Source organism: Bacillus sp. CCNWLW194 (assembly GCF_037120585.1).
In the GTDB taxonomy this organism is placed as follows: domain Bacteria; phylum Bacillota; class Bacilli; order Bacillales; family Bacillaceae_G; genus Bacillus_A; species Bacillus_A basilensis.
Map to the genome: position 1 here is coordinate 24,380 of NZ_JBBBBL010000027.1, position 24,104 is coordinate 48,483.

The 24,104-nt window shown below is 35.5% G+C and carries 26 protein-coding genes; 1 reads left to right on the forward strand and 25 read right to left on the reverse strand.

Annotated elements, in window-relative coordinates; all coding sequences use genetic code 11:
- Nucleotides 1-79: 79 nt before the first annotated feature.
- From mfd to metG, 16 genes are all read right to left on the reverse strand, one after another.
- Nucleotides 80-3,610, reverse strand: coding sequence for a transcription-repair coupling factor (mfd, locus tag V7S50_RS32155; RefSeq protein WP_063222206.1), 3,531 nt, complete (start codon nt 3,608-3,610; stop codon nt 80-82).
- A gap of 105 nt (nt 3,611-3,715) precedes the next feature.
- Nucleotides 3,716-3,940, reverse strand: coding sequence for an anti-sigma-F factor Fin family protein (locus tag V7S50_RS32160; RefSeq protein ID WP_000399441.1), 225 nt, complete (start codon nt 3,938-3,940; stop codon nt 3,716-3,718).
- Between the two features lie 70 nt (nt 3,941-4,010).
- The gene (pth, locus tag V7S50_RS32165) at nt 4,011-4,571 is read right to left on the reverse strand and encodes an aminoacyl-tRNA hydrolase (protein WP_001979768.1); all 561 of its coding nucleotides are present in this window, start codon (nt 4,569-4,571) and stop codon (nt 4,011-4,013) included.
- A 72-nt stretch (nt 4,572-4,643) separates the two neighbouring features.
- Complete coding sequence (locus V7S50_RS32170) at nt 4,644-5,597, reverse strand: ribose-phosphate diphosphokinase (protein WP_000107420.1); 954 nt, start codon at nt 5,595-5,597, stop codon at nt 4,644-4,646.
- An 18-nt stretch (nt 5,598-5,615) separates the two neighbouring features.
- Nucleotides 5,616-6,995, reverse strand: a complete 1,380-nt coding sequence (glmU, locus tag V7S50_RS32175) for a bifunctional UDP-N-acetylglucosamine diphosphorylase/glucosamine-1-phosphate N-acetyltransferase GlmU (RefSeq protein WP_063222205.1) — start codon at nt 6,993-6,995, stop codon at nt 5,616-5,618.
- Between the two features lie 322 nt (nt 6,996-7,317).
- On the reverse strand, nt 7,318-7,611 hold the full coding sequence (spoVG, locus tag V7S50_RS32180; RefSeq protein ID WP_000454042.1) for a septation regulator SpoVG: 294 nt from the start codon (nt 7,609-7,611) through the stop codon (nt 7,318-7,320).
- 152 nt (nt 7,612-7,763) lie between these two features.
- The gene (locus V7S50_RS32185; RefSeq protein ID WP_242256555.1) at nt 7,764-8,138 is read right to left on the reverse strand and encodes a RidA family protein; all 375 of its coding nucleotides are present in this window, start codon (nt 8,136-8,138) and stop codon (nt 7,764-7,766) included.
- Nucleotides 8,139-8,261: 123 nt separating this feature from the next.
- Nucleotides 8,262-9,110 (reverse strand): pur operon repressor, encoded by an 849-nt coding sequence (purR, locus tag V7S50_RS32190; protein WP_063222203.1) that lies wholly within the window; start codon nt 9,108-9,110, stop codon nt 8,262-8,264.
- 54 nt (nt 9,111-9,164) lie between these two features.
- Nucleotides 9,165-10,034 carry a 4-(cytidine 5'-diphospho)-2-C-methyl-D-erythritol kinase gene (gene ispE / locus V7S50_RS32195; RefSeq protein WP_000772094.1) on the reverse strand — a complete coding sequence of 290 codons (870 nt, stop codon included), beginning with the start codon at nt 10,032-10,034 and terminating at the stop codon, nt 9,165-9,167.
- Nucleotides 10,035-10,230: 196 nt separating this feature from the next.
- Nucleotides 10,231-10,410, reverse strand: coding sequence for an acid-soluble spore protein SspF (gene sspF / locus V7S50_RS32200; RefSeq protein WP_001985066.1), 180 nt, complete (start codon nt 10,408-10,410; stop codon nt 10,231-10,233).
- Between the two features lie 91 nt (nt 10,411-10,501).
- The gene (gene veg / locus V7S50_RS32205) at nt 10,502-10,762 is read right to left on the reverse strand and encodes a biofilm formation stimulator Veg (protein WP_000044347.1); all 261 of its coding nucleotides are present in this window, start codon (nt 10,760-10,762) and stop codon (nt 10,502-10,504) included.
- A 238-nt stretch (nt 10,763-11,000) separates the two neighbouring features.
- Entirely contained in the window at nt 11,001-11,864 is an 864-nt protein-coding gene (gene yabG, locus V7S50_RS32210; RefSeq protein ID WP_001173738.1) for a sporulation peptidase YabG, read from the reverse strand.
- A 110-nt stretch (nt 11,865-11,974) separates the two neighbouring features.
- Complete coding sequence (gene rsmA, locus V7S50_RS32215; RefSeq protein ID WP_063222202.1) at nt 11,975-12,853, reverse strand: 16S rRNA (adenine(1518)-N(6)/adenine(1519)-N(6))-dimethyltransferase RsmA; 879 nt, start codon at nt 12,851-12,853, stop codon at nt 11,975-11,977.
- Nucleotides 12,850-13,407: a ribonuclease M5 gene (gene rnmV / locus V7S50_RS32220; RefSeq protein ID WP_000692830.1), complete on the reverse strand. Its 558-nt coding sequence runs from the start codon at nt 13,405-13,407 to the stop codon at nt 12,850-12,852. Before rnmV ends, rsmA begins: the two co-directional genes overlap by 4 nt.
- Before the next feature lie 192 nt (nt 13,408-13,599).
- Complete coding sequence (locus tag V7S50_RS32225) at nt 13,600-14,367, reverse strand: TatD family hydrolase (protein ID WP_242256556.1); 768 nt, start codon at nt 14,365-14,367, stop codon at nt 13,600-13,602.
- Nucleotides 14,368-14,533: 166 nt separating this feature from the next.
- A complete protein-coding gene (gene metG, locus V7S50_RS32230; protein WP_242256557.1) occupies nt 14,534-16,516 on the reverse strand; it encodes a methionine--tRNA ligase in 1,983 nt (660 codons plus the stop codon).
- 517 nt (nt 16,517-17,033) lie between these two features.
- Here metG and V7S50_RS32235 point away from each other — a divergent pair.
- Entirely contained in the window at nt 17,034-17,318 is a 285-nt protein-coding gene (locus tag V7S50_RS32235) for an AbrB/MazE/SpoVT family DNA-binding domain-containing protein (protein WP_000843036.1), read from the forward strand.
- A gap of 20 nt (nt 17,319-17,338) precedes the next feature.
- Here the strand turns inward: V7S50_RS32235 and rsmI are convergent, their stop codons facing one another.
- The 9 genes from rsmI to V7S50_RS32280 all read right to left on the reverse strand — a co-directional run bounded on the left by rsmI (nt 17,339) and on the right by V7S50_RS32280 (nt 23,839).
- Nucleotides 17,339-18,214 carry a 16S rRNA (cytidine(1402)-2'-O)-methyltransferase gene (gene rsmI / locus V7S50_RS32240; RefSeq protein ID WP_242256558.1) on the reverse strand — a complete coding sequence of 292 codons (876 nt, stop codon included), beginning with the start codon at nt 18,212-18,214 and terminating at the stop codon, nt 17,339-17,341.
- Nucleotides 18,183-18,473 (reverse strand): GIY-YIG nuclease family protein, encoded by a 291-nt coding sequence (locus V7S50_RS32245; protein WP_060629172.1) that lies wholly within the window; start codon nt 18,471-18,473, stop codon nt 18,183-18,185. The genes rsmI and V7S50_RS32245 overlap by 32 nt, the downstream gene beginning before the upstream one ends.
- Entirely contained in the window at nt 18,460-19,200 is a 741-nt protein-coding gene (locus V7S50_RS32250; RefSeq protein ID WP_242256559.1) for a tRNA1(Val) (adenine(37)-N6)-methyltransferase, read from the reverse strand. The genes V7S50_RS32245 and V7S50_RS32250 overlap by 14 nt, the downstream gene beginning before the upstream one ends.
- Nucleotides 19,201-19,320: 120 nt before the next feature.
- On the reverse strand, nt 19,321-19,671 hold the full coding sequence (gene yabA, locus V7S50_RS32255) for a DNA replication initiation control protein YabA (protein ID WP_000412056.1): 351 nt from the start codon (nt 19,669-19,671) through the stop codon (nt 19,321-19,323).
- Nucleotides 19,672-19,685: 14 nt separating this feature from the next.
- On the reverse strand, nt 19,686-20,513 hold the full coding sequence (locus V7S50_RS32260) for a PSP1 domain-containing protein (protein WP_063222223.1): 828 nt from the start codon (nt 20,511-20,513) through the stop codon (nt 19,686-19,688).
- 5 nt (nt 20,514-20,518) lie between these two features.
- Complete coding sequence (gene holB / locus V7S50_RS32265; RefSeq protein WP_063222196.1) at nt 20,519-21,502, reverse strand: DNA polymerase III subunit delta'; 984 nt, start codon at nt 21,500-21,502, stop codon at nt 20,519-20,521.
- Between the two features lie 35 nt (nt 21,503-21,537).
- Nucleotides 21,538-22,164, reverse strand: a complete 627-nt coding sequence (tmk, locus tag V7S50_RS32270) for a dTMP kinase (protein ID WP_097952521.1) — start codon at nt 22,162-22,164, stop codon at nt 21,538-21,540.
- Between the two features lies 1 nt (nt 22,165).
- Nucleotides 22,166-23,587, reverse strand: coding sequence for an aminotransferase class I/II-fold pyridoxal phosphate-dependent enzyme (locus V7S50_RS32275; protein WP_242256560.1), 1,422 nt, complete (start codon nt 23,585-23,587; stop codon nt 22,166-22,168).
- A gap of 72 nt (nt 23,588-23,659) precedes the next feature.
- Nucleotides 23,660-23,839 (reverse strand): sigma factor G inhibitor Gin, encoded by a 180-nt coding sequence (locus V7S50_RS32280; protein ID WP_060629167.1) that lies wholly within the window; start codon nt 23,837-23,839, stop codon nt 23,660-23,662.
- Nucleotides 23,840-24,104: the final 265 nt, after the last annotated feature.

Here is a 24,104-nt window from a genome sequence, read left to right on the forward strand (position 1 = left end):
AAAAATCACCAACTGTTAGACATAGTATTTTACACATTAGTTCTTCTATACACGTCGAATTGTATTTTTTTATCTTATATTAGGCATTTATGACTTCTTTTTTCACATCTGGTAGGCCTTTTAATAAATTTTCAGCAATTGTTAACCACTTCGATGTTTCTAAACCATTTGTTTTCATAACGATTTTCAATTGTGATCCTTCCATTCCTAGACCGATCATACGTCCAAAACTATTTCCAAGCATGAATAATTTTCCACCATCAATGTTTTGGCTTGCTTGTTCCGAAAACAGGATTGTTACTTCAAATTTATTTTGCTTAATTAATTCAATTTGTTCTTTCATTGCCAATACCTTAATATTTGCAATTTGTAATAAATAACCAACTTCTTGTGGATAATCACCAAATCTATCTATCATCTCTTCCTGCAGCTCTTCAATATCCTCAATTGCAGAAACACCTCTAAATTGTTTATACATCATAATTTTTTGTTTACTATCTGAAATATAAGCATCTGGTAAATATGCATCTACTTCCAAGTCGATTTCAACATTAACTGTATTTTCAACTCCATCTGTTCCTCTGCGCTGTTCAATCGCATCTTTTAGCATTTGAGAATATAGATCAAATCCGACAGAATCAATAAATCCATGTTGTTCTGCCCCTAACAAGTTACCCGCACCACGAATTGATAAATCCCTCATTGCAATCTTGAAACCAGATCCAAGCTCTGTGAACTCTTTAATTGCTTGTAGACGTCTCTCTGCAACTTCTGATAACACTTTATCACGTTTGTATGCAAAGTATGCATATGCAACGCGATTAGAACGCCCAACACGCCCACGAAGCTGATACAACTGTGATAGTCCCATACGGTCTGCATCAAATACAATTAACGTATTAACGTTCGGAATATCTACACCTGTTTCAATAATTGTTGTACTCACAAGAACATCATGCTGCCCCTCTAAAAACGATAGCATAACAGACTCTAATTCACCTTCATTCATTTTCCCATGTGCGTATGTTACACGAGCATCTGGAACTAACATTGAAATTTCATCTGCTTTTCTTTCAATATCCTCCACACGATTGTATAGGAAGTAAATCTGACCACCTCTTGCAAGCTCTCGTTCTATCGCTTCTCGCATTAACGCAGGATTATACTCCACTACATACGTTTGGACTGGGAAACGATTTTCTGGCGGTGTCTCAATAACAGATAAATCACGTACTCCAAGCATAGACATATGCAGTGTACGTGGAATTGGAGTTGCCGTTAATGTTAATACATCAACATTTGCTTTCAATTGTTTAATTTTTTCTTTATGCGTCACACCAAATCTTTGCTCTTCATCAATAATCAGAAGTCCCAAGTCTTTATAAGTAACATCTTTAGATAAAATACGATGCGTTCCGATTACAATATCTACCGTTCCATCCTTTAAACCCTTAATTGTTTCATTTTGTTGTTTTCGCGTGCGGAATCTACTTAGTAACCCAATATTAATCGGGTAATCTTGAAAACGCTCTCGAATTGTTTCATAGTGTTGTTGTGCAAGGATCGTTGTCGGCACTAAAATCGCAACTTGTTTTTCATCCATAATCGCCTTAAATGCCGCACGAATAGCTACTTCCGTCTTTCCATATCCTACATCACCACAAAGAAGCCTATCCATCGGACGTCCGCGTTCCATGTCCTTTTTAATCTCTTCAATAGAGCGTAATTGATCCTCTGTCTCTTGATATGGGAAAGAAGATTCAAATTCTTGTTGTTCTGCTGTATCTGGTGTATATGCATAACCCTTTGAAGCTTCGCGCTCAGCATATAGTTTAATTAGGTCATCCGCAATGTCTTGTACAGATTTTTCAACTTTCGTTTTGACCTTCTTCCAATCATTCCCGCCCAATTTATAAACTTTAGGATCCTTCCCTTCAGATCCTACATATTTTTGCACTTGGTCAATTTGTTCAATTGGAACGTATAACTTATCATTACCTTGATATTTAATATTCAAGTAATCTTTATGAACACCATTAATCTCTAATGTCTCAATACCTAAGAATTTACCTATACCATGATTTACATGAACTACATAATCTCCAACTTTTAATTCCGAATAACTTTTAATACGTTCAGCATTCGATAACTTTTGCTTACGTTGTGATTTTTTAACTTTCTTATGAAAAAGCTCTTTTTCAGTAATGACAACAAGCTTTTGCATTGGCATTTCAAATCCTGCATGTAAATCACCTACAGCAATTTGTAACCTTCCAGGCAATAATATATCTGTGCCCTCTACAATATCTGCCTCAATATCATAATCACTTAAAATATGTTGTAGTTTTTTTACACGTTCATCATCTGTGCCAAGCACAACAGTCGTAAAATGCCCTTCGCTCCATCTATCAATTTCAGTTTTCAACAACTGCATCTGCCCATGGAAGTCTTGCATTGTTTTACATGTCACATTCACAATGTTTTGCGGATGTGTATGTGCTATATGACGTAAGAATAACGTTAAATATACAAAACTTCTTTTTTTATGATGAAGAAATTCCTCAAACGAGTGGGAGAAAGATAAATCTTGAATAATTGTTCCCTCACCAAGAAGTGATATATACCATTCCGCCTCTTCTGTTTCAAGATGTGATGCTGTTTCTTGAATACGGGAAATCTCATCTAAAACCACAACACCATCTTCTGGTAAATAATCTATCAGACTAGCAGGTTCTTTATAGAAAATAGATAAATATTTAAACATCTGTTCTATACTTTGCCCATTTTTTAACATCTCAATTTCATGACTTACCGTCTCAAGCACTGTAGTCTTCAATTTATCATCGGAAAGTTTTTGCATGGTCTTGGTCAAGCCTTCCTCAAGATGCTTAATTCCCGATTTCAATTCTTCCTGCGAAAATAAAAACTCTGTTGCTGGACCAAATCTAACACTTTCCTTTTTATCTTGAGAGCGCTGTTCATCCACATCAAATAATCGAATAGAATCGACTTCTGTGTCGAAAAATTCAATACGAAATGGTAACTCTTCAGTTAGTGGATAAATATCTAATATTCCCCCGCGCAAACTAAATTCCCCAGGAGCCTCTACCATCGACTTACGCTCATAACCAATATGATGTAAAGTATGCAAGAATGTATCTAAATCAATCTCTTGCCCTAGATTGATTTCGATTTGCCTTTGCTTCCATAATTCTTTCATTGGTAAAAATCTGCGCAGTCCTGCAACTGGCGCTACAATAATCCCATTCTCTCCAGCAGCTAAACGGTTTAATACTTCAATACGTTGCGCCTTCAATTCAGGACTTGCAACACCAAGTTCTGATGCTATCAATTCATTCACTGGATATAGCCATACATCTTTTTCACCAAGTAACGCCACTAAATCTTCATGCACTTTTTGCGCTTGATATAAATTATGCGTCACAATAAGTTGTGATTTTTTTGTTTTTTTATATAAGGCCGCCATTAATAACGAACGAGAAGAGGTTGCCATACCTGATACAAGTTGCTCTTTTAAACCATCTTCTAATCCATTAATAACCGATTGGATCTCTTCATTTTTATAAAATTGTTCTAATAAACCTATCATTTTCAAAACCCCTCTCAACATAAAGAGCAAGCCACTATATTTTATGCAAATATTTTGGAAAAAGAAAACAGAAAAATGCTTTGGACACGCCAAAGCGACAACATTTTATTGCAGAAATTTTTCATATTCATAATACTCAGGATAAGATGCGAGCGTTTCTTGACACGATTCACAAATCGTTTTTATATATATATTTCCATTCTCATGAAAATGAATCATCTCTACTACTTCTTGCTCTGTTAGTTGAAATAAAACGTCGCTATATACTTTTTCTGCGGTAACGGAGCCTACATTACTCCCGCAATGTCTGCAATAATAATATCCTTCCATACTAGCCTCCTAAAAATCCAATTACCACTAGTATGGGTAAAAACTAAACAAAATATTCCAAACCATACCCTTAACTATTGAAAGTATTCATGATTTGAAGAAACGGTTTATTTAACCATTCTTCGCATGCATCTGCCGCTTTTTCAATAGAATGATTTACATCAGGAATTTCTTCAGATGTAAAGCGTCCTAATACGTAATCTACTACCTTCATTCCATTTTTCGGACGATCAATTCCCATACGGATACGTTGAAACTCTTGTGTTCCTAAATGTGAAATTGTTGATTTCACACCATTATGTCCACCAGCACTACCTTTCATACGAAGGCGTAATTTACCTACAGGGATGTCTAAATCATCGTACAGAACAACAAAGTCCTCTACATCAATTTTATAGTAATCCATAAGTGGACGAATACTTTCCCCAGATAAATTCATATATGTAAGTGGCTTTAGTAAGATTACTTTTTCTCCATTAACAAACCCTGCACCAAATACCCCTTTAAATTTTTGTTCGTTTAAAGAAATATTCCAACGCTTTGCAAGTTCATCAATCGCCATAAACCCAATATTATGCCTTGTTAATTCATATTCTCTACCCGGGTTCCCAAGTCCTACTATCAATTTCATTCTTGTACCACTACTTTCTTTTTTCGATACGAAAAGACGTAACCAATCTTGGTTACGTCTCATTCTATCCAATTAATTGAATAATACACTTACAGATTCTTCTTCGTATACACGAATGATCGCTTCTCCGATTAGTGGAGCAACTGAAAGTTCATGTACTTTGTCGATTTTCTTCTCTTCTGGTAATACGATAGAGTTTGTTACAACTAACTCTTTAATATTTGAGTTTTGGATACGTTCAATTGCTGGACCAGATAATACTGGGTGTGTACAGCAAGCATATACTTCAGAAGCACCGTTCTCAACAAGAGCGTTCGCTGCTAATGTAATTGTACCAGCTGTATCAATGATGTCATCAATTAAAATTGCTGTTTTACCTTCAATATTACCGATAATGTTCATTACCTCTGATACGTTCGGGCGAGGACGACGCTTATCAATAATAGCGATTGGCGCTTTTAGGCGATCTGCCATTTTTCTAGCACGAGTTACCCCACCGTGGTCAGGTGACACGATTACGATATCTTTAAGACCTTTTGTTTCAAAGTAATCTGAAAGAATTGGTACACCCATTAAGTGGTCGATTGGGATATCAAAGAACCCTTGAATTTGTGGAGCATGTAAATCTAGAGTGATTACACGAGTTGCACCTGCTGTTTCAAGCAAGTTTGCTACAAGTTTCGATGTAATTGGTTCACGAGAACGCGCTTTACGGTCTTGACGCGCATAACCATAATAAGGAATAACAATATTAATTGTTTTTGCAGATGCACGTTTTAATGCATCGATCATAATAAGTAATTCCATGATATGTTCGTTTACTGGGAAGCTTGTAGATTGAATAATGAATACATCGCAACCACGGATACTTTCTTCAATGTTAATTTGAACTTCTCCATCACTAAAACGATCAACAGAACATTTTCCTAGTCCTACTCCAATGTGCTTTGCAATTTGCTCAGCAAGTTCCTTATTAGAGTTTAAAGAGAATACTTTCAAATTAGAATTTAGATATTGAGTCGACATCTAGATTAACCCTCCACATTATGATTTTTTCTTATTCAGCAATTGATCAACATAGTCTTCTTTGTTAACTTGACGTGCACGTGCTACAGATAATGCTTTTGATGGAACATTCTCTGTAATTGTAGAGCCTGCTGCCACATAAGCACCATCTTCAACTGTTACAGGAGCAACAAGGTTTGAATTACATCCAATAAATACCCCGTTACCAATCACAGTTTTGAATTTATTCTTACCGTCATAGTTCACCGTAATTGAACCACAACCAAGATTCACGTCTTCTCCAACTTGTGCATCCCCGATATAACTTAAGTGTGAAGCTTTACTTCTATTACCAAAAACAGTTTTTTTGATTTCCACGAAGTTTCCAACGCGTACTTCATCTCCAATAACTGAATCTGGGCGAATGTGTGCAAATGGACCAACCGATACTTCTGTACCAAGCTTACTATCATGTACAGTAGATTGACGAATTGTCGTACGATCTCCAATTTCACTATCACGAATTACTGTATGTGGTCCAATTTCACAATCAGAACCAATTACAGTGTTCCCCTCAATAATTGTTCCTGGATGAAGAACTGTATCACTACCGATAATTGCATCAGCAGAAATATACGTGTTACTTGGATCAATAATTGTAACACCATTTACCATGTTCTTTCGGTTGATACGGTTTTTCATAATAATTTCCGCTTGCGATAGAGCGACTCTGTCGTTAACACCTAACGTTTCATCGAAGTGCTCTGTTTGATAAGCTGATACAATATGACCTTCATTTTTTAAAATCTCAATAACATCTGGCAGGTAATATTCACCTTGTACGTTATCATTTGAAACTTTAGAAAGTGAGGCGAATAAAGCTTTATTATCAAAACAATACGTACCTGTATTGATTTCTTTAATAGCTAATTCCTTCTCATTTGCATCCTTATGCTCAACAATCTTTTCAACATGACCATTCTCATTACGAACGATACGACCATATCCAGCAGGTTCTTCTATGTAAGCTGTTAGCACCGTCGCCATTGCCCCTGCTTCTTTATGTTGCTGAAGCAATGCTTCCATCGTTTCAGCAGTTATTAGCGGTGTATCACCACAAATAACTAAAGTTGTTCCTTCTTCATTTGCAAGTACACTTGCAGCTTGATCTACAGCATGCGCTGTACCCAGTTGTTCTGCTTGTAATGCAAACTCACTTATGTTTCCTAGCTGTTCTTGTACCATTTCAGCACCATGTCCTACGACTGTTACAAGTTTCTGCAATCCTAATTGAGATACTTGATCGACAACATGTTGTACCATAGGTTTTCCACATACAGGATGAAGCACTTTGTATAGCTTAGACTTCATACGTGTGCCCTTGCCTGCAGCTAGAATCACTGCAAATCTGTTTGACATATAGACCCTCCATCGCAACCTATTTATCCATTAACGATATTATCCTAAATCATCATATATTTCAAGAAACACATTTTAACTATTAAATTTTACCATAATTCTTATAAGATGTTTTACTCTTTAGTATCTTTTTTAAGAAATAAGCTATACTATTTAAAATGATTTTGAAAAAATTAGAAGTTTTCCTCTTTGTTTTGTTAAATTTAGAATTTTCCGAACTATAAATATATATAAACACAAAAAAACAAACTCCTGTAAATGCTTACAGGAGTTTGTTGCAAAATTATAGGGCTTTCTTTAAAAAGCCCTTGTCATTCGAATTTTACGAAGCGCCCGCTTCTTCAAACTCAACCTCTTCTAACTCGCCTAAACGGTGATACTCTGTTAAAACCGCATCTTGAATTTTAGAGCGTGTATTAGAATTAATTGGATGTGCAATGTCACGGAATTCTCCATCCGGAGTACGTTTACTTGGCATTGCTACAAATAATCCATTATTACCATCAATTACACGAATATCATGAACAACAAATTCATGGTCTAGAGTAATAGAGGCAATTGCTCTCATGCGGCCTTCTGTGTTTACGCGGCGTAATCTTACGTCAGTCACTTCCATCTTGTGTTCACCACCCTTTTCTAAATAAGCGATATATTTGTATAAATTCCACAAAATTTCTATTTTCCCTTTAATTTTTTAAAAATTTTTAAGATAAAAATTTTTAATGTAATTGAATATAGAGATTAGTGGACGTTATCGCTTACAAAGAATCACTTAACTAGGGCAATTACTTCGATTTCAACTGAAACATCTTTCGGTAATTTTGCTACTTGTACACAAGAACGAGCTGGCTTATGAGTAGAGAAATAAGAGCCATATACTTCATTAACAGCATTAAAATCATCCATATCTTTTAAGAATACTGTTGTTTTTACTACTGTATCAAATGAAGCACCCGCTTCTTCTAATACTGCTTGTAAATTTTGAAACACTTGCTCTGTTTGTACTGTCACGTCTCCTGCTACAAGCTCTCCACCTGCAGTTAACGGAATTTGTCCTGAGCTATAAAACATATTATTTACAATAATCCCTTGTGAATATGGTCCAATAGCTTGTGGTGCATTGTTTGTTTGAACAACTTTCATTTTTTTCACCCTTTTATTATTTATTTTTACTCTTTAAAAATAGTGCACGAAAAGCAGTTTGTCCATCTATTTTATAATTTATAAATAGAATAAAAAAAAGATAAAGCTATCTGCTTTACCTTTTTACTCAGCCTCTACAAGCCCTTCCTCAAATGGTGCCAGTGAATAATTTCCCTTTTCCACTTGAATCGCTTTTTCCTTCACATCAACTTCTGAAAGACGAATTAATGATACAAAATTATTAATTAATCTTTCTTCAATATCCGTGGATTCTACTAATACACCAATACCAACAACATTAGCCTTAAACTCTTCTAACATACTTATCATACCTTGAATTGTCCCGCCAGCTTTCATGAAGTCATCAATAATTAAAACATTTGATCCTTCTGGAAGGCTACGCTTTGCTAACGTCATTGTTTGAATTCGCTTAGAAGAACCTGATACATAGTTAATACTAACTGTTGGTCCCTCTGTTACCTTATTGTCTTTCCTTGCAATTACTACCGGTACATCTAAATAATTTGCCACTGCATAAGCAAGTGGAATCCCCTTTGTTGCCACTGTCATAACCGCATCAATTGGTTGCCTAGCAAAAACAGAAGCAAACAAACGACCTGCGCCGTTAATATGACGAGGATTACTTAAAAGATCTGTCATATATAAGTAACCACCAGGCAAAATACGATCTGGATTTTCAAATAAGCTACAAAGCTCATCAATAATTAGATCTGCCTCTTCCTCACTTATATATGGTATATATTTCACTCCTCCTGCTGCTCCTGGTATCGTTTGCAATGTGCCGACCCCTTGTTGTTCAAACGTTTGCTTAATAATAACTAAATCTTCACTAATAGAAGACTTAGCTGATTGATACCTTTCAGCAAAAAAAGTGAGAGAAACTAGCTGACGAGGGTTTTGTAACAAGTAATAAGTCATATCAACTAACCTTGTACTTCGTCTAATTTTCATACTCTCACCTCAAATCACGAATATTCTAAACAAATCATAACGTATTATACGTCTTTATTCAAGCGTTTCTCGCTCTCCCAATAAACGTACTGCGTATACTTGTTCGCAAAATCCTTTTAACCCGTTATATATACGATGCATTCGCGAATCATGGTGCACAAGGCCAAATACGGTTGGGCCACTTCCACTCATTAATACGGCATCCGCTCCAAATCGCTTCATCTGTGCCTTAATACGTGCAACTTCAGGGTGCATCGCAAACGTTACATCTTCTAAAACGTTACCAACAGTATCACAAATCCCTTTGTAGTCCCCAGCATTTATGACATCAACCATTTTATCTACATTTGGATGTGTAACTCGATTTAATTTTAAATTTCCATACACATCAGCAGTAGATACACCAATATGTGGTTTTGCTAAAATAACCCAACAAGAAGGCGGAGTTTTTATATGCTCAATTTGCTCTCCTCTTCCAGTGGCAATTGCTGTTCCACCATATACGCAAAACGATACATCTGACCCAATTTCTGCGCCAAGCTCTGCTAACTGGTCAATTGTAAGCCCTAAATTCCATAATTTATTAAGACCACGTAATGTCGCTGCTGCATCACTACTTCCACCCGCTAATCCAGCTGCTACTGGAATCGTTTTTTCAATAGTAATAGATACGCCTTTTTTCACATTAAACTTCTCTTTTAATAATTTCGCTGCTTGATAAGCTAAATTCCTTTGGTCGTCTGGGACATACCGATTATGGGATAAAATTTCAATACGGTCTTCTGCTAATTCCATTAGTTCTAAACGATCCGCTAAATCAATTGTTGTCATAATCATTTTCACTTCATGATATCCGTCTTGTCTTTTTCCCAGTACATCTAACGACAGATTAATCTTTGCTGGTGCTTTCACTAGTAGCTTCAATCTATTCACCCACTCTATGTACTCAATCTTTTATCGTTTATTTTACCATAAATTTATAGTAAGACGATGACACTTCCCTAATTATAACGAAAAGCATTCAGAATGAAACTACTTATGTAAAATGATGGCACCTTTTATAGTACAAAAAGCCGAGGAATCACTCCTCGGCTACCGTAGCATAGAAAGTATCTTACAACTACTGGTTTTGTTTCATTAATTGCTGTTCTGCAATTTCTATAGCGCGTTTCACCATGTTACCAGCATCTTTCGCACGAATTCCGCCCCAGCCTTCTTTCTGAACAACATCATAAAAGCCTAGCTCTTTTGCAAGCTCTTCTTTAAATTGATTTGACATGACACCTCTTCGTCTACTCAATGGAAAGTCCCTCCTTATTTTGCTACGGTATAATTAGTATGCAAAATAATATAGCTTTTCATTTGTGGGAATATATGTAACGATACATAAATTATAAAATCACTTCATTATGAGGGTCACCATAAAATGTTAACTCTACTGTCTCTGTTAAAACATCCGCATAGCTATACGATACACGTTGCAACGCATCTTCTTGCTGATCCAGTTGTACAACAAAAACAGAACGGTACGTTTCTGCAAGTACACCTGATTGTTCTACAGTCTTTCTTCTCCCACTATTTGCCTTTAACATCAGTCTCTGTCCAAGATGGTGATCTAATTCGCTTTTAATTTCATCTAAACGTTTTGACATATACTTCGTTACACCTCGCTGTAATTTAGATTGAACACTTAAAACACGATATATCTATCCCAATTATTAACCGCAACTCACAGACAATATCATTATAAAAGCATCATGCGTTCGAATAGATAGAAGAAATACTATATTGTAAAAGTATCATTATGTAGTCTGTACGTTCTTGTCTCTTTTTATCCAAGCTGATTTAAATCCTTTCCATACAAAAAAGCAAGATACATATGTACCTTGCTTATTCTTCATAATGTTGAAAGGGTAATCCAGTTCGTAAAATCCCCCTCGTCTCAATCCCGCCAAGTCCCTTTTCGCCAGTAATCGTATTACGTACAACATCCCATACGTTGACTCTCTCCATAAATGACGTAAAACTAATTTTACCAACCACATATACAGGATCTAGCGCGTGAATATTAATTCTAGATGGTGAACTAGCAAAATTAGCACCTGCTCGAATTAATGCTTCAAAGTGTGATTGACATGCTCCAGCAAAAATAACGAGTTGATCCAATGATGGATATTTTTTTCGCACTTCTCGAACAGCCTGTACAAAATGTCTTGAATGCCTATATGCTGCTAAATCTCCCTTTACCCCTTTGGATTTTGTATACGCATCGTGCCCTGTAATAACTAAAATGTCCGGGCGAAAATGATCTATTAAATCTACTACCTTTTCATGCATCTCTGTTTCTTTACAATGAATACCTTGTACAGGAACACCAATTTTATTATATAAGTCTAGGCACTTGCGCAAATATAACGGGTCTCCATCTATGTGCAATACACGTCCTGGCATTTGAAAATAATTCACCTCACTTGTATATCCACCGGTTGAAGTATGTTCATGCCTTTGTTTCATTAATACATAATCTTGTTGAAACAAACGATACGTACGCTCCATTGTTTCTTTCTCACGCTTCGCTCTTTTTTTATGTTCTCGTTGATCTATACTAATTAAGTCTTCAAGTGGCGCATCCGCCACCAATCTAATTTCCTCTCCAAACAATATAGCTATCTCGCCTTTTATTTCTATAATACGAAAAAGGATATCCCTATTATGAGAATATCGTTCCACTAATTCTCCAACATGTAAAGCCATTCTCCTACCTCCAAACTCGTTAGGCCATCTTACCTGTTTTTAAAGTATGAATTTAGGAGAGGAAAGGTGACAAAAGGGACAGTTCAAGTTGAACTGTCCCTTTTATATCCTTATGACAATTTATGAAGAACTAATGCATTACTTAATGTTGCAAACTCTTCAATAGATAGCGTTTCGCCTCTTCGTTTTGGATCAATTTCTACTTCTGTTAAAATTCGATCTAACAGCTCTTTATCTTTCGGGAAACCATTTAAATTATTTGATAAATTATTCATTAAAGTTTTACGACGCTGTGCAAAACTTGCTCGTACTACTTCAAAGAAGAAATTCTCATCTGTTACTTCTACAACTGGTTTCGGACGTTTTAGAAGACGGATAATTGCAGAATCAACATTTGGTTGTGGTACAAACACTGTACGTGGTACAGTCATAACTGTTTCTACCTCTGTATAATACTGAATAGCAATTGATAAAGAACCATACTCTTTCGTTCCAGGTTTAGCAGCTAAACGATCCCCAACTTCTTTTTGCATCATAACAACAAATCCACGAACCGGTAATTTCTCTTCCAGCAATTTAAATAAAATTGGCGTTGTAATATAGTATGGTAAGTTAGCTACTACCATTACATCTTGCCCTTCCTCAAATTGCTCACTAAACACCTCATGTACATCTGCCTTTAGTACATCTTTATTTATAACTGTAACGTTGCTATATGGAGCTAATGTCTCATCTAAAATCGGTAACAATCTCTGATCAATTTCAAAAGCTACTACTTTTTTAGCACGCTTCGCTAATTGTTCTGTTAACGCACCGATACCTGGTCCAATTTCAATTGCACCACTTTCTGAACCAATTTCAGCGTGATCAACGATACGATTTAATACATTCGTATCAATTAAAAAATTTTGTCCTAAACTCTTTTTGAATGAAAATCCATACTTTTCAACAATGTCTTTCGTACGATTTGGCGTTGCGATATCCTTCATTTTCTTTCCTCCTGTATGACTTGCTTATAAGCTTCTGCAAACGATTCTTTTGAAACTTGAAACATTTGTAAACGTTTATGTAACTGTTTTGCATTTGTATAACCAATCTTTAATAGCTTACCCATTCTTTCTCTGCGACTCTTTGCCATTTCTCCGCCCACTAAGCCTGCATCGACTAGATCACTCCAACTAATTTCACTTGTGTAAGCTTCCATTTCTTCATGTATATTCTCTAAAGCACGGCGAATTGATTCATTAGAAGCATGTTCAATTCCGACGCCTTTTTTCCTTTTAGCAAGTGCTTCTTCCTTCGGTAAAAAAGCATGTTTACATCCCGGAACCTTATCAGAAATAATTTTTCGAATACGCTCTCCAGGATAATCCGGATCTGTGAAAATAATAACGCCTCTTTTTTGCAGCGCTAATTTAACTTGCTCAATAACATGATCACCGATTGCTGAACCGTTCGTTTCAATTGTATCCGCATCAACAGCACGCTTAATCGCAACTGTATCATCTTTACCTTCTACAACGATAATCTCTTTAATTTTCATGCTTGCCTCCACACTCGTTTCGTCTCTACTTAGTAAAACAAAAAAATGACGACTTTTCCATTATTATTTTCCCCATTCTTACATTTTAAAAATAGAATGTCCAAAACTTTGTTCTCTCTCCTTATTGTAACACTCTCTCATTCGACCCTATTTTTCACAAAAATAAAAAAGAATGGGTTCTCCCACTCCTTTTTATTCAACACCAAATAAAGCTTTTGCATTTTTTGTTGTTATTTCTGCTACATCCTCATAAGAAATTCCTTTTAAGCTCGCAATTTCTTCTGCTACAAGTTTTACATAGCTCGGTTCATTTCGTTTCCCTCGAAATGGATGTGGTGTTAAATATGGACAATCCGTCTCGATTAACAATTTTTCTAATGGAATCTCTGCAGCAACTTCTTTCGGTTTCTTAGCATTCTTAAATGTAACCGGTCCGCCTAATGAAATTAAAAAGTTCATATCTACACATCGCTGCGCTACTTCTACGCTGCCGCTAAAGCAATGCATAATACCTCCCACTTCAGCCGCATTCTCTTCTTCCAGAATATCAACAATATCTTGAGTTGCATCGCGGTTATGTATAATAATCGGCAATTTTACCTTTTTTGCTAATGTAATTTGTTTACGGAATACTTCCTTCTGTATTTCTTTTGGAGACTTATCCCAGTGATAATCTAAGCCCATTTCTCCAAGGGCAACGACTTTAGGATGGGAAGCAAGTTCTTCTAACCACGCTAAATGCTCTTCTGTCATGTCGATTGCATCAACTGGATGCCATCCAACCGCAGCGTAAATAAAATCATAGGCTTCGGCTAATTCAATCGCCTTTTTTATCGTTACTTCATCAAAACCAACAACAACTGTATAAGCAACTCCCGCTTCTTTCATTCGTGCAATAACTTCTTGCAAATCTTCTTCAAATTGCTCTGCATTCAAATGTGAATGTGTATCAAACAACATAATGCATAACTCCTTTTATATTGAAATCAAATTTATTCTACACAAATAAACTCTTTAATAACTTAACGATAACAATACTACAATCTTAATGCAAAAATAGAGAATGTAAAAAGAAAAAAGACGCTTCACACATGTTACACGTGAAACATCTCTTTTCTTGTCTTAATTACTTGATTTTTGTACCATTTGGTAATTTTTGGTCTATTGATACTAATGACAATACGCCATTCTCTTCACCCGCTAAAATCATACCTTGTGATAATTCACCGCGTAATTTTACAGGTTTTAAGTTTGTTACACAAATAACCTTTTTACCTTTTAGTTCTTCTGGCGAATAGAATTTTGCAATCCCAGAAACGACTTGACGCTTTTCCGTGCCTAAGTCTAGCTGGATTTTCAACAACTTATCTGCTTTTTTCACAGGTTCAGCAGATAGTACTTCTGCTACGCGTAATTCTACTTTAAAGAAATCATCAATTGTAATTTCTTCTGCCTTCGGTTCTTCTTCTTTTTTCTCTTCTATTTTAGGAGCAGAGCTTTTCATTTGTTCCTTAATGTACTCTACTTCCACTTCCATTTCTAAGCGAGGGAAAATTGGGTTTCCTTTTTCTACTTTTGTTCCAGCTGGAATACAGCCAATTGTAGATAGGCTTTCCCAAGATTTATGTGCTTCATCAGTAAGACCAAGCTGAGCGAACATCTTGCTTGGTGCTACTGTTAAGAATGGCATAAGCATAATACCTGTTTGACGAAGTACTTCTGCTAAATGAGCCATTACAGAAGCTAACTTTTCACGATCACTCTCATCTTTTGCTAATACCCATGGTTGTGTTTCATCGATATATTTATTCGTACGGCTAACCAATTGCCAAATTGAACTTAGCGCTACAGAGAATTCCATATTCTCCATTGCCTCTTCTACTTTTTTCAATGTATCTTTTGCAAACGTTACTAATGTTTCATCAAATTCCGTTACATTTGCTTTAAATGCAGGGATTTCCCCGTTAAAGTACTTATCAATCATAGCTACTGTACGATTTAATAAGTTACCTAAGTCATTTGCTAGATCGAAATTAATACGCTCAACAAATCCTTCTGGTGTGAATACACCATCAGATCCGAATGGAACTTCACGAAGTAAGTAATAACGTAATGCATCTAATCCATAACGATCGATTAATGTAACTGGATCTACTACGTTTCCTTTTGACTTACTCATCTTTCCATCCTTCATTAAAATCCAACCGTGAGCAAAGACTTTTTTCGGAAGAGGTAAATCTAATGCCATTAAAATGATTGGCCAATAAATTGTATGGAAACGAACGATTTCTTTTCCAACTAAATGCACGTCTGCTGGCCAGAATTTCTTATACATCTCTTCATTTTCTGTTCCATAACCTAATGCTGTAATGTAGTTAGATAATGCGTCAACCCATACGTAAATAACGTGTTTCGGATTACCTGGAACACGAACTCCCCAGTCAAATGAAGTACGAGAAACTGCTAAATCTTCTAAGCCTGGTTTAATGAAGTTATTAATCATTTCATTCTTACGAGACTCTGGCTGAATGAAATGTGGATTATCTTCATAGAATTTTAATAGTCTGTCGACATATTTACCCATTCTAAAGAAATATGATTCTTCACGAACAAGTTCTACATCATGACCACTATCTGGACTTTTTCCTCCAACTACTTTGTCACCTTCCATAATTGGATCTACTAATTGATGCTCCGTATAGAATGTCTCATCTTGTACAGAATACCAACCTTCATATTCATCAAGATAAATATCACCTTGATCTACTAGTTGCTTGAAGATTTTTTCAACAACGTCTTTATGACGATCTTCAGTTGTACGAATAAAATCATCATAAGAGATATCCATCTTCTCCCAAAGTTCTTTAATTCCTGCAACGATATTATCCACATATGCTTGTGGTGTAATATTTAATTCTTCTGCTTTTTTTTGGATCTTCTGTCCATGCTCATCAGTTCCTGTTAAATAATGAACATTGTATCCTTGCATACGCTTATATCGTGCCATTGCATCTCCTGCTACTGTCGTATAAGCATGTCCAATGTGTAATTTTCCACTTGGATAATAAATTGGGGTAGTAATATAAAAGGATTTTTTTTCCTCTGTCATTGTTTTGGACCTCCCGGATAACCTCATATGTATTTATAAATAGTATATCAAAAACTTATATATAAAGTGAAACTTTAATCTGTGGGGGTGTTCACTCACGCGGATTATTAGCCCGCACCAATCGGGCTTTTATAAGCAGCTCGACTCCCACTTAACTTCTTTGCTCCAGTCAAATTTTGAATTTGGAATCTTACTGCTCGGCAAATAGCAGGATAAAAACGAGTTAATGACTAGTATCTTTATCATCTATTACTCATATTTCAAGAAAATATACAATCGTCACTCGAAGTTTATAATTTTTTCAGAAAATAAAGTGAAATAATAGTAGAAATTACTCCCATTCTATTATATATAAGAAGTAAGAACTCTATAAATCTTTTTAAAAAATATAGAATTAAAGAATTGACGGAAATGTAAATGATTGGTATCATATGTCCATAGGGTATTTTGTCGAAAAATGACGAATCTAAAAATAGACTCGAAACTTATAAACTATTTCTTTAGGAGGAAAAGAATTATGAAATCTACTGGTATCGTTCGTAAAGTTGATGAATTAGGTCGTGTAGTAATTCCAATCGAATTACGCCGTACGTTAGGTATTGCAGAAAAGGATGCACTTGAAATCTATGTTGATGACGAGAAAATCATCTTAAAAAAATATAAACCAAACATGACTTGCCAAGTAACTGGTGAAGTATCTGATGGTAACCTATCTTTAGCTGAAGGTAAAATTATCTTAAGCAAAGAAGGCGCTGAGCAAATCTTAAACGAACTTCAAGATTATATCGAAACAGCAAAATAAGCTTCTCAATTATGAGAAGCTTATTTTTTATCGACATGATAGATTTGATATACATCGCGTTTCGACAAATCTCGATCTTTAGCGACTGTTTTTATCGCCTCTTTTGAATTCATACCTTTTTCATTTATATAATGTTCAATATGATTATATACTGAAATAGATTCCCACCATTGTTCTTCTGGGGCAGGTTCTTCCGTTGAACCAGCTACTAAAATACAAAACTCGCCACGAACTTCATTTTGTTTCGTCCACTCAATTGCTTCTTCGATTGTCCCTCGAATAAATTCCTCAAATTTTTTCGTTAACTCTCGACATAATACAATTTCTCTATTTCCCAACACTTCTTGCATCGAGATTAAAGTATCATCTAAACGATGAGGTGCTTCATAAAACATTATTGTAGGTTGTACATAACGAAGCTTCTCTAACTCCATTTTTCTTTCTTTTTTATTTCTTTTTAAAAATCCATAGAAATAAAACTGTTTTGTTTCAAGACCTGATGCAATTAATGCTGTAAGTGCTGCATTTGCCCCAGGAAGCGGGATAACATGATACTGTTCCGCTACAGCCTCTACAACAATATCGTAACCAGGGTCTGAAATACACGGCATACCAGCATCACTCACAATGGCTACAGTCTTACCATCTGCTAACTTATCTAAAATTTTTCGTCCACTTACTTCTTTGTTATGTTCATGGTAACTCATCACAGGTGTTTCAATTTCAAAATAATTACAAAGCTTCTTCGTTTGCCTTGTATCCTCCGCTGCAATAACATCTACTTCTTTTAAAATTCGAATTGCACGAAATGTCATATCCTCTAAATTTCCAATTGGAGTTGGTACTAAATATAATACTCCCTTTTCATTTTGCTGAAAGCTTTTTTGTTGCCACATATGGTTCTCCTTTTTGCATATATTCTTCTTTTTGTTTTCTATTTAATTGTTTAAAATAATACTCTGCTTGCATAGCTGTACGCTTATCCTCATGGTCTTCTACGTATTTTAAAACAACAGGAAGTCTAGCACGTGTATACCTAGCCCCTTTCCCGCTATTATGGGTCTGAATCCGCTTCTCTATATGATTTGTATATCCAGCATAATAACTTCCATCAGAGCACTCCACTACATAAAAACAATGCTTATTCTTCTCCATATAAAATTGAACGAATCTCCTTTGTATATTCATTATTTTCTTCATATACAAAAAGAGGTGGCAATATTTTTAAATCTGCATTTCCGTCCTTAATTCCTTCAATTAGCAATGTATTCGCTTCTTTTCCTGCCTTAGGATAAACAAATCGTACACGTTTTGGTTCAATTTTGTATTTACGCATTAATGTAACAATGTCTAGTAAACGACCTGGACGATGTACAAATGCCACTTTCCCCCCCTGTTTTACTAGCTGACTGCTTGCAGATACAACATCCTCTAATGTACACATAATTTCATGACGAGCTATTGCTAAATGTTCATTCATATTTTTCTCAGAAGTTGCAGGTGTTTGAAAATACGGCGGATTACATGTGACAACATCATATTGATGACGTCCAAGTTTCTCCGGCATATCTTTTAAATCCCCATGTATTAAGTGAATTCTTTCTTCTAACTTATTGTATTGAACGCTTCTTATTCCCATATCATATAAACGTTCTTGAATTTCCACCCCTGTAATATTCCCTTTCGTTCTCGTACTCAACAGAAGGGGTACAACTGCGTTACCTGTACACAGATCAAGTAAATTACCTTTTTGAATTGGCACCCAAGCAAAGTCTGCAAGTAAAACAGCATCTAATGAAAAATTAAATACCGATGGACTTTGTATAATTTTCATTTCTTGTCCTAATAAGTAATCTAAACGTTCATCTTCATATAATTTCATATATTACTCCTTTTCTTACCCTTAACCTACCCTATTTCATCTTCTACTAATTAAAAACATATTTCATTCTACTCTCATGTATAAAAAATTACCTTTCCAATTATCATTGGAAAGGTAATTTCACTTTTTATTTAAAAATGACAGGCAGAATAAACAATCGCCCTCTTTACGTACACTTCCATAGTGCAGATTACAAATATGAAAACCTTCTTGATATAGTCTTGCTAAGTTATCGTAGCCTTCACCAATATCTGTCTTCGGCTTCACTTCTTTACGTTTTTGGGTTTTTTGTTTTTCCTTAATCTGCACTTCTTCAAAGCGGTGTCGCAAATTTTCATTTTCCATTTTTATATGTTGGTTTTCTTCCAACAACTCTGCAAGATGTTGTTTTAATTCTCCCAACTGTTTGTATAAATGTCCAATTTGCTCTTCCATACTAGAAACCGATGCAAAAATATCTTTTTTCTCCACAAGCACCCACCTCATTAATCTGTGGTTTGACTCGAAACGACCCCTTTATTCATTAACTCATCTAACGTATATTCTACTATCCGTTCCTTGTCTACTAGTTCCACTTGAATTAATCTTTCTAAAATATTTAATCCGATAACACGGCCAGTACCATGCGGGGTTTGTATACGTTGATCTAAATCAGGAAGTTGTTCCTTTGCTGCCTCATACTCATCATTCTCATATTTTAAGCAACACATTAAGCGACCACATAAACCAGAGATTTTTGCAGGATTTAATGATAAATTTTGATCCTTTGCCATCTTAATGGATACAGGTTCAAAATCTCCTAAAAAAGTAGAACAACAAAGCATACGACCACATGGACCAATACCACCAAGCATCTTTGCTTCATCACGAACACCGATTTGTCTTAGTTCAATTCTTGTCCTAAAAATTGCCGCTAAGTCCTTCACTAGTTCGCGGAAATCAATCCGACCATCCGCAGTAAAGTAGAAAATAATCTTATTGCGATCGAACGTATACTCTACATCTACAAGTTTCATATCAAGATTATGTTCTACTACCTTTTGCTGACAAACTTGATATGCTTCTTTCGCAGCATGTTTGTTCTCTTCAACAATGGTACGATCATTTTCATTAGCAATACGAATAACCTTTTTTAGCGGTAACACAACGTCGTTTTCATCAACTTGCTTTTTGGTAATAACTACTTTTCCGTATTCAATACCTCTTACTGTTTCTACAATTACAAACTCATTTTCAGAGATATCGAACTGATTCGGGTCAAAGTAATACACCTTTCCGGCCTTCTTAAAGCGAACACCTACTACATCATACAAAACGGTCATCCCTCCTGCAACCGCAACACTAACTGTTCGAACACAAGCTGCGCATTTACATTAGCGTTGATTCTATTTTTTGCCTCTAATATATTAAAGAGAGCTGATACAATGCGCTTCTGAGCATAGGAGAAAGATTCAAACATCTCTTTCTGCTCATGAAAAACAAGACGATCTTCTTCTCCAAGTTGAACATATAATAAATCCTTATAAATAAGGAGTAACATATCTAAACCTTGCTGTAATTGTTCTTTCTCTCCAAAGTGCTTTCCCCATTTTTCTTGTACAAAAAAAATAGAGGCTTTGTCTTTTTCGAGCGCTTCACATAATTTTATCACTAAAGCTCGTGCTTGTGCAAACCATTCATCACTACATAAAGCTAAAGCTTCATCAAAACTATTCGTGAGTTGTGCAGCAAGTGTCGCTAAAGATGCCGTAATACCTTCATCCTGTAATCTTCTAATTAAAGATTCCGTAGGTAACGGTCTAAATGTAACAACTTGACAGCGGGATAAAATCGTATTTAAAATTTGATGACTTTGTTCAGTAAGTAAAATGGCTGTTGTATCACTACTTGGTTCTTCTAAAAATTTCAAGAGTGTATTCGCTGCATTTGCTGTCATGCGGTCTGCGTGCTCAATAATATATACTTTTTTATTTGCTTCTAATCCTGTTTTTGAAAACTCGTCTTGTAAATCATGAATTTGCTGCTTCTTAATCGATAATCCGTCTGGTTTTACAATATGTAAGTTTGGGTGGTTTCCTGAATCAATTCGCTTACAATTTGTACATACATGACAGGGCTCTACCCCGTTCCGCTGAGAACAGAGGAAACTCTTTGCCATTTGAATTGCTGTCGCAAACTTTCCTGTCCCTTTCCCTCCCTCTAACAAGTAAGCGTGGGATATACGCTCTTTTGCAATGCTATTCATCAACATTTTTACACCGATGGGTTGTATAGCAGAAAGCTGCTCCCACGTCTTCGTCATAATGCATACCTCACTTATTTCATTCTTTCCTTCTATTATAACAATTTATCTTCTATAATCTGAACAACTTCTTCTATAAGTTTTTCCATTGGTTGATCAGCATTTACCAATACAATACGATCTGAGAAACGTTCTACAACTTGTAAATATCCTTCACGAACACGTTTATGGAAAGAGATATCTTCCATATCTAATCGATTCACTTCACGTCCTGCATCTTTTTCAATTCGAGCTAAACCAATCTCTGGTTCAATGTCTAAGTAAATTGTTAAACTAGGCATACAGTCCTCTGTTGCAAAGCGATTTATTTCAAATACTTTATCCATACCTAATCCTCTTGCATATCCTTGATACGCTAAGGAGCTATCTATAAAACGATCACATAATACAAGGTAGCCCTCGTTAAGCGCCGGCATAACTTTTTCTACTAAATGTTGTCTGCGTGCAGCAGCATATAAAAGTGCCTCTGTACGTGCTTCCATCATCGTATATTCTTGTTTATGTAAAATCGTTCTAATATCCTCAGAAATTGCAATACCACCTGGTTCTCTCGTCGCCATTACCTTTTGTTCTTTTTGTTCAAAGTATGGCAATAAACTTTGAATTAACGTTGTTTTACCCGAACCTTCTGGACCTTCAATTGTTACAAATAATCCCTTCATCCTAAAACCTACTTTCTATATCATACACTTTCATATATTTCGTACTACCTTGAAAACGAGCGCCCGCTTTCTCTAAATACATAATTTGCTCTTTATGTTCTGAAGTAATTCTTTCCCCGTACATAATCAATGGAATTCCAGGTGGATACGGAATTATCATTTCCGCCGCTATCATACCAACTGCTTCTTCTACAGATACTACTTTTGTTTCATATCCTTCTAGTTGTTTATATGTATACGGTAAAGGAGAAATTTCTCCTTTATAAGTATAACGAATAGATTCCCTCTTGTCTTTGACCTCATAATGTTGCAATGCCACTCGAATCATCTCTATGGCCTTCATATACTCCTTATTTGCTTGCAAGGGCAAAATAAATAGGACATTATATGGATCTGCCATTTCCGTATATATACCGACCTTTTCAAATACAGACTGTAATTCGTATCCTGATAACTGACAACGTGTCTGTACGGTAACCTTTAACTCGTCTTGTAATGGATATTGTAAAATAGCTATTTGTGGAATAGAAGACAATTCTTCTTTAAATCCCCGTAAAAACTTGACAATTTCATCATGTCCCTCTTCTTTTATACGCGCTATTGTAAAACGTGCAATATCAAGAGAAGTCATAATTGGATATGATGGACTACTAGATTGTAGCATACTTAAATAGGTAGAAACTTTTTCTTCTTTCACTAAATTACTATTTATATGTAAATAGGATCCCATCGTCATCGCCGGTAATGTTTTATGTGCAGAATGAACTACAATATCTGCCCCATATGCTAACGCTGACTTTGGAAATGCTCCACCTAAGCAAAAATGAGCGCCATGTGCTTCATCTACTAAAACAGGAATTTTATGTGCATGTGCATAACCAATACTTGCTTCTAGATCTACCCCCATACCATAATAATTAGGATGTGTTAAAATGAGTGCTTTAGCATTTGGATATTTTTCAATCGCTTCCTTAATAACCTCATTATGAATTCCCACTGGTACGTTATAAGCTTCATCAATCCATGGATCTAAAAAAAGCGGATTTGCTCCCGCTAATTTTAAACCATTAATAATTGATTTATGACAATTTCTTTGTACAAGAACAATATCATGTTCCCCACAACAAGACAAAATCATTGCTAGGTTCCCCACTGTTGAACCATTAATTAAAAAATAACTTTTTTCCACTCCATATACATCAGCTAATAATTGTTGTGCCTCATCTATACATTCAAATGGACTATGTAAATCATCTAATCCTGACAACTCAGTTACATCGATAGATAGTATATCTTTAAACCCCTCTACTGCCTCCTGAGGGAAGTTTAAACCACTTTTATGTCCTGGAACATGAAAGGATAACGGCCCTCTTTCTTTAAACTCTATTAATGCCTCATATAAAGGTATGCGATTTTGATTCATTTATATCTCTTCCTTATTATTTCATTCTTTATCTATTATACAGAACAAAAAAAATAATAGGCATATGCCTATTTAAAAATATGATACTTCTAATTTCCGAAGCTGTTTTAAATAATATATATACTTCGGATCATTTGTCTCCGTATTCACCATATCCTTTTCACATTCATAACATATCAAATTATTATAAATATATATCCCTTCTTTTCTTTCTGTCTCACAAACAATACAAACTTCATTTTGTGATTTCATATCTTGCCCTCCCTATTTAAATGGACATATTTTATACTCCTATTCCTTAACAATTTACAGAAAAATATACATCAATCTCTTATATAATATGATTCACCCTTGGGCAACGTGTTTGTATTACGATTACTTCTTTTTGCGCGCTGTTTGAAAACACAAAAAAACACGAATCATTTGATTCGTGTTTTAGCTTGCTTGGCGACGTCCTACTCTCACAGGGACAAGGTCCCAACTACCATCGGCGCTAGAGAGCTTAACTTCCGTGTTC

Bases quoted from the DNA above. Each gene is read 5' to 3' on its own strand.
- mfd (WP_063222206.1), bottom strand. From the start codon at position 3,610: ATGATAGGTTTATTAGAACAATTTTATAAAAATGAAGAGATCCAATCG.
- V7S50_RS32160 (WP_000399441.1), bottom strand. From the start codon at position 3,940: ATGGAAGGATATTATTATTGCAGACATTGCGGGAGTAATGTAGGCTCC.
- pth (WP_001979768.1), bottom strand. From the start codon at position 4,571: ATGAAATTGATAGTAGGACTTGGGAACCCGGGTAGAGAATATGAATTA.
- V7S50_RS32170 (WP_000107420.1), bottom strand. From the start codon at position 5,597: ATGTCGACTCAATATCTAAATTCTAATTTGAAAGTATTCTCTTTAAAC.
- glmU (WP_063222205.1), bottom strand. From the start codon at position 6,995: ATGTCAAACAGATTTGCAGTGATTCTAGCTGCAGGCAAGGGCACACGT.
- spoVG (WP_000454042.1), bottom strand. From the start codon at position 7,611: ATGGAAGTGACTGACGTAAGATTACGCCGCGTAAACACAGAAGGCCGC.
- V7S50_RS32185 (WP_242256555.1), bottom strand. From the start codon at position 8,138: ATGAAAGTTGTTCAAACAAACAATGCACCACAAGCTATTGGACCATAT.
- purR (WP_063222203.1), bottom strand. From the start codon at position 9,110: ATGAAAATTAGACGAAGTACAAGGTTAGTTGATATGACTTATTACTTG.
- veg (WP_000044347.1), bottom strand. From the start codon at position 10,762: ATGTCAAAACGTTTAGATGAAATTAAAAGCGAATTAGATCACCATCTT.
- yabG (WP_001173738.1), bottom strand. From the start codon at position 11,864: ATGGCTTTACATGTTGGAGAATTAGTGGAACGATATTCTCATAATAGG.
- rsmA (WP_063222202.1), bottom strand. From the start codon at position 12,853: ATGAAGGATATCGCAACGCCAAATCGTACGAAAGACATTGTTGAAAAG.
- rnmV (WP_000692830.1), bottom strand. From the start codon at position 13,407: ATGAAAATTAAAGAGATTATCGTTGTAGAAGGTAAAGATGATACAGTT.
- V7S50_RS32225 (WP_242256556.1), bottom strand. From the start codon at position 14,367: ATGTTGTTTGATACACATTCACATTTGAATGCAGAGCAATTTGAAGAA.
- metG (WP_242256557.1), bottom strand. From the start codon at position 16,516: ATGACAGAGGAAAAAAAATCCTTTTATATTACTACCCCAATTTATTAT.
- V7S50_RS32235 (WP_000843036.1), top strand. From the start codon at position 17,034: ATGAAATCTACTGGTATCGTTCGTAAAGTTGATGAATTAGGTCGTGTA.
- rsmI (WP_242256558.1), bottom strand. From the start codon at position 18,214: ATGTGGCAACAAAAAAGCTTTCAGCAAAATGAAAAGGGAGTATTATAT.
- V7S50_RS32245 (WP_060629172.1), bottom strand. From the start codon at position 18,473: ATGGAGAAGAATAAGCATTGTTTTTATGTAGTGGAGTGCTCTGATGGA.
- V7S50_RS32250 (WP_242256559.1), bottom strand. From the start codon at position 19,200: ATGAAATTATATGAAGATGAACGTTTAGATTACTTATTAGGACAAGAA.
- holB (WP_063222196.1), bottom strand. From the start codon at position 21,502: ATGACGAAGACGTGGGAGCAGCTTTCTGCTATACAACCCATCGGTGTA.
- tmk (WP_097952521.1), bottom strand. From the start codon at position 22,164: ATGAAGGGATTATTTGTAACAATTGAAGGTCCAGAAGGTTCGGGTAAA.
- V7S50_RS32275 (WP_242256560.1), bottom strand. From the start codon at position 23,587: ATGAATCAAAATCGCATACCTTTATATGAGGCATTAATAGAGTTTAAA.
- V7S50_RS32280 (WP_060629167.1), bottom strand. From the start codon at position 23,839: ATGAAATCACAAAATGAAGTTTGTATTGTTTGTGAGACAGAAAGAAAA.